Genomic DNA, 12,304 nt, shown 5'->3' with positions numbered 1-12,304 from the left:
GTCACCAGTCCTGGACGGTCAGGGCGAAAGAGACGAGGTACTCGAACTTCTTCGGCGCCGACCACGCGACCTTGCCCTTGATCTGACAGGTGCGGGTACCGACGCTCATGTCAGGCAGCAGCACCGGCGCGGTGAAGCGCCGGGCGCCCGTGTTCAGGTCGTTCAGGTGGAAGGCCTTGAACGCCACGAACTGCGTCGGCGAGAGGCGCAGTTGCATCGCGAGCGGTGTCGTGACGAACAGCGTTCGACGGCGGACCCGGTCCGGCCCGTCGTCGAACTGGGTCGACTGCGCCTCCGGATGCAGGCTGTCGGAACCGGCCGACGAGGCGAGCCCCCGCAACGGCGGGAGCCCGGCCGGCCAAGTGGGGAGCGCCATCAGCCGATCCGCGCCCAGGCACCGCCGGCCGCCTGCTGAAGCGGGCCACGGCCGTTGCGGGCGCGCCCTGCCAGCCCGCTCTCGACGGTCCGCAGCACCTGGTCATAGGAGCCGTCGGCGCGGCGCTGTGGCGGGCCGTCCGCCTCGAGCGCCATGCCCGGGGGCGTGACGAAGTTGATCGTCGGCGCTCCCCCACCCGCGCTCGCGGCAGGGGCGGCGCTGGGCATGGTGAAGCCGCCTGAACGGCCGACGTACCCTCCATCCGCATAGCCCGGAGCGCCGCGGTGCATGACCCGCAGGTTGTCGAGGCCGATCCGTCGCACGGCGTCTTGATCGAAGACGTACTCGCCCTTGTGGACGATGCCGGCCGCTTCGAGGCGAGCGCCCGATCCGGTCCACCCTCCGTCCGCGAACTTCGGCATCCAGGACGTCGCGCCGACGTCGACCCCGCCACCGCCGCTACCCTTGGCCGCCCCGAGAAGGCTGCCGAGAAGGCCGCCCGGCCCGCCGCCCTGACCCTGCATGCCGAAGAGGCTCGCGAGCGGACCCTGCCCGAACAGCGCAGCCTGAAGCGCCGCGCGCGAGATGTTCTTCGACAGATCGAGGAAGGAGTCCGACCACGAGCGGGTGCTGTCCACGAGCGGGTCGATGAGCGTGTTGCCCATGCTCGCCAGGCTCGACATCGCGGCCTGCGTCTGCCGTATGCTCTCGTTCAGGCGCAGGCCCTCGGCCTCAGCCGAATCCATTCCGAGTCCAGTGCCACGAAGGCGAGAATACACGGCCTGCTCCGATGCCGTGCGCCCGAGCTGTGCGCGGTCGAACAGGATGTCTTTGCCGATGCGGCTGTTCTCCAGGCTCGCCGAGGCCTTCGCGTAGGCGTCCGCCACATCGAGCATGGCCTGCCGCTCGTTGCGGGCGGTGTCCGTCAGCTTGTCGCTCTTGGCCGCCATCAGATCCTGGGCGGTCGTGAACTGCCGGCCGATCTCGGTGCCGCGCGAGATTGCGTCCGATAAAAGCTCCTGCACCTTGGCGCGCCTGGCCTCCGCCTCGGTCGTCTGGTCGGTCGCAGTGACCTGAGAGCGGAGGATGAAGGCGTCCCGCTCGGTGTTGCGGATGCCGGGCGCATTCTGGTTGATGGTCCGGTCGGCCCAGTTGAGCACCTGCCCGACGCTGCGCCCCTCGAGCACCTTGCGGTTGGCCGCGATCGCGTCGGCTGACGCCACCGAAGAGATGGGGGCGTCGGGATCGGCCCGGAGCGCCTTGACCGCCGTGGGCGACCCGAGGAACCACGCGAGATACTGATTCCGGTTGTTGGTGGGCAGGTCCGCACGCTCGAGCGCCCGCCGGTTTTCAGCCGCGAGCGCCTGGATGAGGGCGATACTGTCCTCCCGGTCGGTCCGGCGAGACAGTATCTGCTCGGGCGTCATGCCGGCGGCGCGATCCGGAAAGACCTGCGGGAACAGCCGCAGCCACGTCTTGTCGATGAACTGCCCCAGTCCGGTCGCTGTGGAATTGGGGTTGCGGGCGTTCGGATTGCCGCGGCTCTCGACGTTGATCATCGCCGAAATGAAGTCGCTCGACGCCGAGGTGCGCTCCGCCCGAACCTCGGTCTCCTTCCGGATCGTGTCGGTGTCGAGGTTGAGGGAGTTCTGCAATCCCTCACGCGCCAGGGCGTTCCTCAACGCGGCGTCCCGCGCCGCGGTTAATCCTGCGATGTCGCGAGCATCGGCGTTGCCGATCCGGGTCTCGTAATCGGCGCGCACTTGCGTGGAAGAGGGGCCAGTCGCAGGGATGCCAAGGCGACGAACCTCAGTGTCGTATTGCTCTTGTCGGCCAGCAAGGGCCCGGTCGACCGGGTTCAGGCGCTGCGTCGCAGCTCTGTTAGCGAACTCAGACGCGCGCACCTGGGCTGCGATGGTCGCGCTACCGAAGCGCTCCATGTCTTCGGTCATCGTGCGCAGCTGCGCCGACACTCGCCCGAACGCGCCCTCGGTCTCAGCCAGGGCCCGCGGACCGAGGCCGAAGGTGATTGGATCGGAAAGGGAGCGGCGCAAGCGCTCCGCCGTGCCCTGGAGCTTATCGAGCTGCGCCTGCTCGGGGTCGAGCGAGCGCACGAGGTCACCGATCTCCCGCGACCGCTGCGCCGTCTGGGCCCGCTCGGTCTGTTGTGCCTGCCGCGCCTGGATCCCCCGCAGGCGCGCGATCTCACCTCGAAGCTCGTTGGCCGGAGCGTCAATCCGATAGTCGAACAGACCGCCGAGCCGGCCGCGCAGGCTCTCGGTTTGCGCCAGCTGCGCCTCGAGATCCTCGATGCGGTCGGCGATCGGGCCGCCGGTGATGGCCTTGTCCAGCCGCTCGCCGATGGTGTCCCAGACGTTGCCGAACACACGGCCGAACGCCGAGGTCTTGTCGCCGAGGGTGCCGGTCAGCTCCGAGGCCTTGGTCAGGGCCGCGGCATAGGCGTCGAACCCGACGCGCTGGGCCGCCAGCCGGTCGCCTTGCTCAGCCAGCCGACGGACTGTCTCCCGGGTGCGATCGTCCAGGAAGCCCAGTCGCTCGTTCAGGGTGTCGAGCCCGCGGACCAGGTCCGGATTACCGAAGGCCTTGGCGAGATCGCCGTTGGCGTCGGCCGCGTCCTGGTTGGTGCTGGCGGCGTAGTCCCGCACGGTCCGGGCGAGGCTGGCATACATCTCGACGCCGACGCGTCCCGTGCTGGCATACTCGGCCGAGAACTGCCGCGCCTGCCGGACGGAGACCTCGCCCGAGGCCGCGGCCGCACGGGCGGCCGCATTGATCTGCATGGCCGTAGCACCGGAGGCCCGGCCGGCGCCGGCCAGCGCACGCTCGGTCTCGCGCATGGAGTTCTGGTAGGACACCACCGCGGCCGTGCCGGCAACCGCCGCGGTGGTGACGACGCCGATAGCGCCGCCAACGAAGCCGATGCGCGAGACGAAGCCGGTCACCGCCTCACTTGCCTGCCCGAGCGCGCCCTTGATGCTCGCCGAGCCGGGGCCGGCGAAGATGGGCGCGATCTGGCCGCCCTGCTGCAGCAGGATCGTCATCGGGCTCATGCCGCTCGCCGCCGAGGCGACGATGTCGGTGCCCTGGTAGAACAGACCCTGCGCCTGGTAGCTGGTGAGCCGGCCGTCTCCCTTGGCGCGCAGGTCGGTCACCTGCCGGGCGAAGGCGTCCTTGGTGCTCTGCACCGCCTTGGCGCCCTCGGCCTGGGTCAGCGCGCCGCTCCGCACCGCCTGCCGGATCTCGGCAAGCTGCCCCAGGTACTCGCGCTGAGCGGCGAACAGAGGGCTGTACTTGGCCCGCAGTCGGTCGAGTTCATCGCCATAGGCGGCGACGTCCGCGCCGCGGTTCGGCACGATCGTCTGGCCGTTGACCATCGCCTGCGCGCTGGCCTTCTGGGCGAGGCCTGCGCGCTCCAGGCGCTGGGTGCTGTCCTCGAATGTGCGCACCGCGGCAAGGCGCGCCGCCGCGGCCTTGTTGGCCGAGAGGGCGCCGATCTCCTCCGCCCGAGCGATGTCCGCCAGCGCGGCCGAGTAGCGGGCACCAGCCGCCGCCATCGGATCGAAGCGGCTCTGCAGCGTTGCCACCTCGCGCGACAGCACCTCGGTCCGGCGCGCCGCTTCGTCGGCAGCCCGCGCCTGCAACTCGAACACTGAGGCCGAATCGCGCGCGGAGCCGGTCGAGCCCTGGCCGACGCCGAGCACGGCGTTGATGTTCGCCTGCGCCCGCGCCTGCGTCTCCGCTTCACGGGCGGCTGCCGCCAGCCGCTGGAACTTGGCGGTCTGACGATCGACGGCTGCGCCGGCCGCGTCGCTGGCGGCGGCGATCTTCTGAAAGGCGGCCTGGCCGTCCTGGCCGGTCTCAGCCAGGACGCGCTTGACCTCGGCCCCACCCTCGACGCCGAGGCGGATGGCGACGCTAGTCGGCATTCTCGCTCTGCTCCTGGTAGGCCTTCACGATGACGGGCTCGACGTGCGGCAGGACGTCGGCGAGGAGCGCCGAGGTGGCGCCCATGGCATCGGCGAGCGCCAGCACGGCGCCGAAATCGAGGGCGTAGGGGGCGCCAATGCCGGCTCGGACCTGACCGCCACAGCGGCGGATGACGGCCCAGGCCGTCACGCCGTCATCCGTTGCTGGCGCGTGCTCGCGATACGGGCAGGTCTCGCATTCTACGCCGCAGGCGTCGCAGTATTCGGCGCCTCCGCCGAAGTGCCACTTGCAGAGTTCGACGATGCGTTTTTTTCCGCGTCCCTCGCGAGGGCGGGAGCGACGTAGAGGTTGTCGATCGCGTCATAGGCCGGCCAGTTCTCCATCAGGAGATCGACGGCCTCGCGGGTGACCGGGATCGGCTGCTCGTCGGCGTCGCCGATGCCCTCCCACTCCACGATGCCGCGCCGGGTGAGCTCGCGCACGAGGGCGATGTTGGCGCGAGCATCGACATCGTCCTGGTCCTCGTCGCGGAACACCTTGCCGACCGCTTCGCGGGCGACCAGCATCGACGCGACGGTGATCGGCCGGAAGCGGATCCGGACGCCGGGCAGGACATCGAGCCAGAACGAATCGCTCTGAGGGGCGAGCTTCAACATTAAAATTCCTAGGGGCTAGAATGAGATCGTTTGTTTTTACCGCTGGAACAATCTTATATTCCTGCCATGCGTTCGCGCAGGCCGTGCCTTCGAGCTACCCGGCAGGTGAGGCGGAAAGCTTGTGTTTGATTACGGCAACAAGACAGCTTCCAACAATATCTGGATCGACCCTGAAATCGGTAGAAATTACGACAAATACATTTCGCGCCACTCCAGCCTACAGATTTTATGATGTAAAAATGACTGTAGACTTGGCTGGAAGGTTTACATTATTTAAACAAACTTGCTCAGTAGGTCCATTTGGTGAGGTAAAAATATTCTAATCATGGAAATCAGTCGAGCCGCTTGAGGCGCCATTACAGCTTCAGTGTCACGGTGAGCAAAGCTAACGCACGGCAGGTGCGGACACCTTCCGTGCGATCCATCCCCGCAATCGCGGAGGCATGCCGTTCTACCGAGGGCCGACCCCAGAGGGCAAGAGATTTGCCGGCCGGAGCGCGGCCCGTACCGCGTTCAGTATGTCGCGACGTTGTTGATGAGCGTCGCGGTGACGGTCTTGTTGAGCGTCATGTCCTTGGCCGCCTGCCACGCGAACGTAGCCTGCACGCCGCCCGGGCCTGTCACCGGCGTCTTCGCCCGCGGCAGGTAAACGGCGTGCGCCTTGAAGACGAGCGACCGGGTAGCATCGGTGACCCACCCGAAGGTGAGCTCCACCGGCGCGCCCGACGTGGCCTGGTCGAGGAGCGTGGTGTCCTTGAACCGCACGGCGATGCTCCCGGACATGCCGACCATGCCGGGGTCGGCATCCTCGATCCGGCCGTCTCCGCGGATGACCTCCACTTTGTCGAGGTTGTTCGTGTAGGTGAAATCCGCGCTGACCACGGAGCCGAGCGCCGCGCCGGCGCGAGTGATGGCACCCTGGAACGGCGAGAACCGCTCGACCGAGGCCTCGGCGAGCGTGCCGGCGGCCGACGCCACCAGCTTGTTCTCGCCCTGAGCCATCAGGCCGAGCGTCGCGGTGAGCAGGCCGGAGCGCTGCATCTGCACCCGCATGGTGTTGCCGCGCACGCCGTAGTTCTGGCCGTAGCTCGGCACCTCCGGCAGGCCGACCTCGACGGTGCACGACGGCAGGGCGATGGCGCCGGAGGTGAAGACGTGCGTGGTCGTGCCGGTGTTCGTGGTGCTCGTCGGCTGGCCCATGAAGAGCTTCAGCCAGTTGCCGAAGTTGCGCAGGTCGATCGGCACGACCACGTCGCCGTCGTTGTTGATGACGTCGCGGGTCGGCGGCAGCGGCTCGCGGCCATAGCCGAGCAGGTCGCTGGCGATCAGGCCCTGCTCCTCGCCGAGGTTCGACGAGACGAAGGGGAGCTTCCGGAACCCGCTGGCGGGCGGGGTGCCGTAGGTGGTCTCGAAGGCAGCCGCCAGGATGGCGTTCGCTCCGCGCGCGCGAGCCATGGTTCTCTCCTCAGGGTTCAGTTCAGGGGGTCGGTGGTGCCGTAGACGGCGACGATCTCGACGAGCGCCAGGCGCGAGACGGCCGCGCCCTCCGCCGTCAGCGGCTCGGTGGTGGCGGCCTGCACCATCAGGTAGTCGCAGAGGCCACCGAGGGTCCGATCCGCCGCCACGGCCGCGCCGATGGCCTGCAGCATGGCGTCCAGGCGCAACTCGGCGCTGACGGTCCGGCTCTTGAGCGCCGCGACGTCGACCGGGATGGCGTGCTCGTAGATCCAGGTGGTGGGATTCAGCGTGACCTCGGGCTCGCCCGGGTCGCCGTCATCCATGTTGACGAAGCCGTTCGCCGGGATGGCCTCGGGCTTCACCTCGTTGCGGAAGTGGGCGGCCTTCGGGAGGGCACCTTTCAGCAGGGCTGAGACGCCCTGCAGTACCTGCTCTCGCTTGCTCGGCATCAGCGATTCACCGCGTAGACGGCCACGGGGATGGAGTAGGAGGCGCCGATCGCCAGGGCCGGCGCGCTCAGAACCGCCTTCACCTGGCCGGCGGCGGTCGGGAACAGGTGGTGCACGGCCAGACCCTTCGATGCCCCGGTGCCATCGGTGAGGCTCGCGAGGCTGGTCGGGTAGACCTCAAGGATGTCGGTGGTCAGCGCCCCGGCGCATGTGGCCGCCGGGCTGACCCGAATTCCAGCCGAGACGGCGAGCAGCATCGTCTCGCTGATCGTGGTGTTGCAGATGAACTGGCTGGATTTCGGACCGACCGGCCCGGGGGCGCCGGTCGCGCCAGCGGGCCCCTGAGCGCCGGTTGCTCCAGGCGCGCCCTGCGCGCCGGCTGGTCCCGCGGCACCTGCTGCCCCGGTTTCGCCTTTCGAACCCTGCGAACCCGCCGGACCCTGCGCGCCTGTCGGCCCGGGCGATCCGGCGGGACCGTTCTCCCCCTGCGGGCCCGTCAGCCCCTGCGGGCCGGCCGGTCCGGTTGGTCCAGCAACTCCCGGGCTACCTTGAGCACCGGCGGGGCCAGGCGGCCCTGCTGGCCCAGCAGCGCCAGCAACTCCCGCATCGCCTCTCGGACCTTGTGCGCCTGCGGCCCCTGCATTGCCCTGCTCACCCCTGGAGCCTTGTGCCCCCGGGTCACCTTGTGGCCCCTGAGAGCCGGGTTGACCAGCGGGGCCGGGCTCGCCCTTCTCGCCGCGCAGGCCGGGCGGGCCCGCGGTCCCGGGAACGCGCGCCGCGGCGGGAGCGGCCAGCAGCGCGGCGCAGAGCGCAAGGTGGAGAGCGCGCATCAGCCGCCGTTCCCGTACATGAGCTCGAATTCGCAGGTCATGCCGGACACGTCGGCCGGATAGCCGGGGATGGGCACGATCATGATGGAGACGATGCGGTTCGGGCCGCCCATCGGGTTGGCGGCGCTGCCCAGCGTCTCCGCACCGCGGCCGAACCGGGTGCCGCTGAACCGGTCGATCGTCCCCGTGCGGGAGGTGACCCGCGCCACGCCCGGGTACTCGGTCGCTACCGCAACCAGCGGCTCGAGCGCCGACACGCTGGTGATCCGGACGTCCGCCGCGGCGCACGGGTTATAGGCCCGGTAGGTGGTGGTGCCGCCCGGCTGGGTGACCAGGAACTGCTGAGGCGACGAGGTCGCCGGGAGCATGAAGCCGCTACCGGTCGCCCGGACGAACGGCATCACCATCGTCCGGTTCTGATCCGGGAACGAGACCACCTTGCCGTCGGCGCCGTAGATCGCGACCGGCTGCAACTGCACGCTCTGCGCGGCGCCCGGCGCCATGGTCGGCGGCGGCTCGGCCAAGGCAGGCGCGATGAGCAGCAGGAGCAGAGCGACGAGCGGAGCGAAGCGCGCCATGCGACGTCCTCGGTTCAGGCTTGCCAATTGGCGGCAATGGCCGCGGGCACACGCTCGGCCCAAGCGCGTGCCGTGGTGTCGATATCGAGCCGCTTGCGGAGCTTCGCCTGGCGCACCAGGACGAAGATCACCACGAACTTGCGGCCCCTCTCCGGGCCCGCCTCGCGGATCGCCCGGAAGCTCTTGCGCCGCTGGAAGCGCGCCGCCTGCCGCCGGTAGAAGGCATCCGCCACCAGCACGCCGCCGCTGCGGGTCGGGATGAAGCGCAGCTTGACGCCGGTCTCTCGCTCCCACGACGAGGGCGATAGGGTGTTGTCGGTCGAGCCCTTCGTTCGGCGCTTGGACAACTGCCGGACGCCGGCATCGGGCGTCGGGATCGCGAGGTACTGGCCGCCCTTGGCCTTGATCGTCACCCCGCGATCGAAGGCGTCGATCAGCTTCGGGGCGTTCGACGAGACGTAGGCCGCGGCGTCCGTGCTCTCGCCGGACTTCGGGAAGGCTTGGCCGCGCCAGGTGTTGGCGAGGCGCGGACCAAGCCCGGCTTCGCGCACCTCGGCGCGCAGATCCTCCTTCAGCCCGTCGGTGACCTTGCGCATGCCGGCGGTGACCGAGCGGGCGATCTGCACCTCGGTGCCGGAGAGAGCGCCGCGGATGTCCGGCGCCCGGGCGGTGAGCCTCACGGCTCCTCGTCCTCCGGATCGTCCTCGGCGATCGCCGCCACCTCGCAGGTGCGCACCAGGCGGTGGCTGTCGATCGTGGCGAGCCCGATGACCTCGAACAGGCCGCCGGGCTCGCCGTCCTCCACCCCTACCTCGAAGGTGTCGCCCTTGGCCGGGCTCGGCACCTCCGACAAGCGGACGTCGATCAGCATGGCATCGAGGTCGAATTGACCGCCGCCCGCTCCGACGATCCCCTCCGGCGAGCGCCGGCGGATCCGGACGGGCAGGCCATCGCCGGCACCGTTCGCCCGCCACACGGCGTCGCAGCTGAGGTTCGGATCCTCGAAGAGGGCGTCGACCGCCATCGACAGGACGCTCATCGCGCGGCGCGCTGCGCCTTGGTGGCGTCGGCCTCGGTCTTGGCCTTCGAAGCGTCGCCGCTCTGCTTGCCCTGATCCGCGCCCGCGGTGCCCTCGGCCTCGGCCGCCGGGGCATCGCCGCCGGTGTCGACATCTGAGCCCTCGGCGACCTCGTGCGTGCCGGCGGCGAGGGCCGCCTGCGCCTCGTCCCAGCCCATGGTGACGGGCTCGCCGCCCGTCTTGCCCTTCTCGCGCAGCCGCATGGCGTCGCTCCTCTGGATGATAGCCTGCTGTGCAGGCGTCAGGACGATGGGGCCGCCCAGGATCCCGGGCGGATAAGGGTCGACCTCGTCGGCGACGATCATGCGGATGGGCCGCGTGCCCCGCCTCAGTTCGAGGTGGTGCCGCGCACCAGCAGCGCCGGGCGCTTCACGAGCGGGAGCGGGTTGGACTCGGTGTGGATGTCCATGCCCTTGCCGAACTTCTTCGGCTCGAGCGGCGCCACGAACACCTCGGCGTCGCCGATCGCCGGCGCCTGGTTCACCGCCGACCAGAAGTCGGGCGGCGCCCAGTAGTTCGTGAAGGTGTCGGTGGTGCCGAGCGGGAAGAACCGCACGTCGCCGGCCGGGACGAACCGCTCCGGCACACTGGTGGTCCCGTCCTCCTGCACATAGGAGGCTGAGCCGCGGTACTCCTCGAAGGTGATGCCGCCGAAGGTGAAGCCCTTGCGGACGTCCTCGCGCAGGATCTGCGGCCCCGACTGGTAGTACTTGTAGGCCTCCTTCACGCTGGCGTGCGTGGTGAACTTGCGGAACCACTCGGGCGACGCGAGCGCGTGCACTCCGGTCATGGTCTCGCCGAGGAGGTTGTCCTCCATGTAGCCGGTCACGTCCTGGCACTTGCCGAGCACGTCGGTCGCCGCAGTGCCGAGCGCGAAGTCCACCACCTGCTGCGTCACCCCGAAGGCGGCGAACAGGTCGAGGATGACCGAACCGTCGTAGTCGCGGATCACCCCCTTGAGCGCGTCCATCCGCAGCTTCTCCAGCGTGATCGCGTGCTTGTTGCGCATCACGATCAGCTTCCGGTTCAGGAAACCCAGGACAGTCTCCAGGCCGACGATGCCGTTCGGCGTGAGCGCCAGCATGTTCTGGACATCGGTCGCCAGCACGCTGTCCTCGTGCGGGATGTGCGGCACGGGGAACGCCTTCGGCCGCTGCCGGCCGCGGGTGCCGAGCGTCGCCGGGGCGCCGCGCGGCCGGGTCGGCAGCAGGTTGAGCACGCCGTTCTCGAGGATCACCGTCACCGTGGTGGTGGCGATCGGCTCGGGCCGGAACAGCCCGAGCGCGTTGATGCGCCCATAGGCGTTCGGCACCAGCGTGATGTTGCCGGTGAGAGCGGACGCCGAGAAGGCGTCCTGGTTGAAGATATCGAGGATCTCGGGCATCGCGGTTCAGGCCCCCTGACGGACGATGATGCCGACCGCGCCAAGCTGGGCGTTCGCCGCTGCGCGCTTCGTGGCATCGTTGATGGTGGCCCCGTAGGTGAGGCCGGCGTGGCTCGCGATGGCGTGCCGGGACACGATCACCGCCTTGGCGTCGGCGCTCGTCGTGTCGACCGGGAACAGCAGCACCGCCACGGCGGTCTGCGAGCCGTCGGAGCCGGAGGCCGCGGCCGGCACGTACTTGCCGGTGGCCGTGACCTTGGCGAGCACGGTGCCGGAGACGAGCTTGCCGGAGCCCGAGGCGATGATCGCCGTGTCGCGGCTGCGGTAGGAGCCGTCCTCCGACTTCAGCCAGTCGGAGGCGACGATTGCGGTCTCGAGGAGGGCCATGGATCAGGCGTCCTTCTTCATGCCGGCGCGGCGGAGCTCGCGCTCCATGCTGCTGGCGGAGGCAATGAGACCGGCGTTGCCCGTGGGCGCCGGCGGGTGGGACGAGATCGAGGTCTTCTCCTCGGCGGCTACCAGCCTGTCGAAGAGCGCGGCCCGGGCCTGCTCCACGGTCTTGCCCTCGGCGAGCATCGTGGCGTCGAGGTCGGCCGGCAGGGTCGGATCCTTGCGGCGGGCGAGCGCGACGAGGTTCTTGATCTCGCCGGCCGCCCCGATCCGGGCCTTGGCCTGGTCGATCGTCACGCCCTCGGCGAGGAGGTTCGACGCCATAGCCGGGACGCCACCCTCGACGCAGAGCCGGGCGATCTCGGCCGCGTCGGAGCGAGCCACGGTGGCGGTCGGAGCGGGCGCCGGCTGAGGCGCCGGCTTGGTGGTGGGGGCGGGCTCGTTGCCCGCCTTCTCGGTCGCCATCAGCTTCTCCTTCTGGCGGGGTGGGGCGGCGGGCGCCGCGGCGGTCGCACGGGCACGGTTCGTCCACGCGCGCTGATCGGCCAGGGCGACAAGGCGCTCCGGCGGATGGGTGAAGAGGCGGTAATCGAAGGCGGTCGGCTCGGCCGGCACTGCATCGTCGTTGGCAGCCTTGGCCTGGACGCGGTCCGCATAGCCGCGCTCGACCGCCTCCTCGGGCGTCATCCAGATCTCGGCGCGCATGTCGGCGCGGGCCTCATCGGCGGTGTGCCCGGTGCGGTCGGCGTAGATGCCAGCCATCGCCGTCGCGAGTGCGGTCAGGCTGCGCACCGAGGCCTCGTGATCCGACACGGTGCCGAAGGTGAAGCCTGAGGGGTCGTGCACCATCATCAGGGCGCCAAGCGCCATGACGATCTCATCCCCGGCCATCGCGATGACGGAGGCCGCCGAAGCCGCGATGCCCTCCACGACGATCGTCTTGCGGCCGGTGTGCGCCGCGAGCGCGGAGTGGATCGCCGCGCCCTCGGTGGCGATTCCACCGCCGCTGTTGAGGCGGATCGTGACGTCTGCGCCGCGCCCGACCTGGGCCAGGGCCACGATGACGTCGGACGCGGTGAAGCACTCGTCCCAATAGAGGTCGCCGACCGTGCCCGAGAGCACGATCTCGTTCCCGTTGACCAGTACGGCCATGTCGG

15 protein-coding genes are annotated in these 12,304 nt (G+C 69.7%); all 15 read right to left on the bottom strand.

Annotated elements, in window-relative coordinates; genetic code table 11:
* Position 1: 1 nt before the first annotated feature.
* A complete protein-coding gene (locus G4G93_RS08040) occupies positions 2 to 376 on the bottom strand; it encodes a hypothetical protein (protein WP_165082937.1) in 375 nt (124 codons plus the stop codon).
* The gene (locus G4G93_RS08035; RefSeq protein WP_165082935.1) at positions 376 to 4,323 is read right to left on the bottom strand and encodes a phage tail length tape measure family protein; all 3,948 of its coding nucleotides are present in this window, start codon (positions 4,321 to 4,323) and stop codon (positions 376 to 378) included. Before G4G93_RS08035 ends, G4G93_RS08040 begins: the two co-directional genes overlap by 1 nt.
* Positions 4,313 to 4,513, bottom strand: a complete 201-nt coding sequence (locus G4G93_RS08030) for a hypothetical protein (RefSeq protein WP_165082933.1) — start codon at positions 4,511 to 4,513, stop codon at positions 4,313 to 4,315. The genes G4G93_RS08035 and G4G93_RS08030 overlap by 11 nt, the downstream gene beginning before the upstream one ends.
* 50 nt (positions 4,514 to 4,563) lie before the next feature.
* Complete coding sequence (locus G4G93_RS08025; protein WP_165082931.1) at positions 4,564 to 4,980, bottom strand: hypothetical protein; 417 nt, start codon at positions 4,978 to 4,980, stop codon at positions 4,564 to 4,566.
* 513 nt (positions 4,981 to 5,493) lie between these two features.
* Positions 5,494 to 6,435, bottom strand: coding sequence for a phage tail tube protein (locus tag G4G93_RS08020; RefSeq protein WP_165082929.1), 942 nt, complete (start codon positions 6,433 to 6,435; stop codon positions 5,494 to 5,496).
* 17 nt (positions 6,436 to 6,452) lie between these two features.
* Positions 6,453 to 6,887: a hypothetical protein gene (locus G4G93_RS08015; protein ID WP_165082927.1), complete on the bottom strand. Its 435-nt coding sequence runs from the start codon at positions 6,885 to 6,887 to the stop codon at positions 6,453 to 6,455.
* Positions 6,887 to 7,144, bottom strand: coding sequence for a hypothetical protein (locus G4G93_RS35795; RefSeq protein ID WP_246736613.1), 258 nt, complete (start codon positions 7,142 to 7,144; stop codon positions 6,887 to 6,889). Before G4G93_RS35795 ends, G4G93_RS08015 begins: the two co-directional genes overlap by 1 nt.
* 239 nt (positions 7,145 to 7,383) lie before the next feature.
* The gene (locus G4G93_RS35790) at positions 7,384 to 7,542 is read right to left on the bottom strand and encodes a hypothetical protein (RefSeq protein WP_246736612.1); all 159 of its coding nucleotides are present in this window, start codon (positions 7,540 to 7,542) and stop codon (positions 7,384 to 7,386) included.
* A 174-nt stretch (positions 7,543 to 7,716) separates the two neighbouring features.
* Entirely contained in the window at positions 7,717 to 8,295 is a 579-nt protein-coding gene (locus G4G93_RS08005) for a hypothetical protein (protein WP_165082923.1), read from the bottom strand.
* A gap of 14 nt (positions 8,296 to 8,309) precedes the next feature.
* Positions 8,310 to 8,975 carry a DUF6441 family protein gene (locus G4G93_RS08000; RefSeq protein ID WP_165082921.1) on the bottom strand — a complete coding sequence of 222 codons (666 nt, stop codon included), beginning with the start codon at positions 8,973 to 8,975 and terminating at the stop codon, positions 8,310 to 8,312.
* Positions 8,972 to 9,319 carry a hypothetical protein gene (locus tag G4G93_RS07995; RefSeq protein ID WP_246736611.1) on the bottom strand — a complete coding sequence of 116 codons (348 nt, stop codon included), beginning with the start codon at positions 9,317 to 9,319 and terminating at the stop codon, positions 8,972 to 8,974. The genes G4G93_RS08000 and G4G93_RS07995 overlap by 4 nt, the downstream gene beginning before the upstream one ends.
* Positions 9,320 to 9,330: 11 nt before the next feature.
* Positions 9,331 to 9,678, bottom strand: coding sequence for a hypothetical protein (locus G4G93_RS07990; RefSeq protein WP_246736610.1), 348 nt, complete (start codon positions 9,676 to 9,678; stop codon positions 9,331 to 9,333).
* Positions 9,679 to 9,701: 23 nt separating this feature from the next.
* Positions 9,702 to 10,757 (bottom strand): major capsid protein, encoded by a 1,056-nt coding sequence (locus G4G93_RS07985; RefSeq protein WP_206289614.1) that lies wholly within the window; start codon positions 10,755 to 10,757, stop codon positions 9,702 to 9,704.
* 6 nt (positions 10,758 to 10,763) lie between these two features.
* Positions 10,764 to 11,144, bottom strand: a complete 381-nt coding sequence (locus G4G93_RS07980) for a head decoration protein (protein WP_165082916.1) — start codon at positions 11,142 to 11,144, stop codon at positions 10,764 to 10,766.
* A 3-nt stretch (positions 11,145 to 11,147) separates the two neighbouring features.
* Positions 11,148 to 12,299, bottom strand: a complete 1,152-nt coding sequence (locus G4G93_RS07975; RefSeq protein WP_165082914.1) for a head maturation protease, ClpP-related — start codon at positions 12,297 to 12,299, stop codon at positions 11,148 to 11,150.
* Positions 12,300 to 12,304 lie beyond the last annotated feature (5 nt).

Origin of the sequence: Methylobacterium sp. DB0501 (genome assembly GCF_011043735.1) — a bacterium.
Lineage (GTDB): Bacteria > Pseudomonadota > Alphaproteobacteria > Rhizobiales > Beijerinckiaceae > Methylobacterium > Methylobacterium alsaeris.
Note: the sequence above shows the minus strand (reverse complement) of the source record. Positions and strands in the feature narration are given on the sequence as shown.

Excerpts from the sequence above, each read along its gene's own strand:
- G4G93_RS08040 (WP_165082937.1), bottom strand. The coding sequence starts at position 376 with ATGGCGCTCCCCACTTGGCCGGCCGGGCTCCCGCCGTTGCGGGGGCTC.
- G4G93_RS08035 (WP_165082935.1), bottom strand. The coding sequence starts at position 4,323 with ATGCCGACTAGCGTCGCCATCCGCCTCGGCGTCGAGGGTGGGGCCGAG.
- G4G93_RS08025 (WP_165082931.1), bottom strand. The coding sequence starts at position 4,980 with ATGTTGAAGCTCGCCCCTCAGAGCGATTCGTTCTGGCTCGATGTCCTG.
- G4G93_RS08020 (WP_165082929.1), bottom strand. The coding sequence starts at position 6,435 with ATGGCTCGCGCGCGCGGAGCGAACGCCATCCTGGCGGCTGCCTTCGAG.
- G4G93_RS08015 (WP_165082927.1), bottom strand. The coding sequence starts at position 6,887 with ATGCCGAGCAAGCGAGAGCAGGTACTGCAGGGCGTCTCAGCCCTGCTG.
- G4G93_RS35795 (WP_246736613.1), bottom strand. The coding sequence starts at position 7,144 with ATGCTGCTCGCCGTCTCGGCTGGAATTCGGGTCAGCCCGGCGGCCACA.
- G4G93_RS08005 (WP_165082923.1), bottom strand. The coding sequence starts at position 8,295 with ATGGCGCGCTTCGCTCCGCTCGTCGCTCTGCTCCTGCTGCTCATCGCG.
- G4G93_RS07995 (WP_246736611.1), bottom strand. The coding sequence starts at position 9,319 with ATGGCGGTCGACGCCCTCTTCGAGGATCCGAACCTCAGCTGCGACGCC.
- G4G93_RS07990 (WP_246736610.1), bottom strand. The coding sequence starts at position 9,678 with ATGATCGTCGCCGACGAGGTCGACCCTTATCCGCCCGGGATCCTGGGC.
- G4G93_RS07985 (WP_206289614.1), bottom strand. The coding sequence starts at position 10,757 with ATGCCCGAGATCCTCGATATCTTCAACCAGGACGCCTTCTCGGCGTCC.
- G4G93_RS07980 (WP_165082916.1), bottom strand. The coding sequence starts at position 11,144 with ATGGCCCTCCTCGAGACCGCAATCGTCGCCTCCGACTGGCTGAAGTCG.
- G4G93_RS07975 (WP_165082914.1), bottom strand. The coding sequence starts at position 12,299 with ATGGCCGTACTGGTCAACGGGAACGAGATCGTGCTCTCGGGCACGGTC.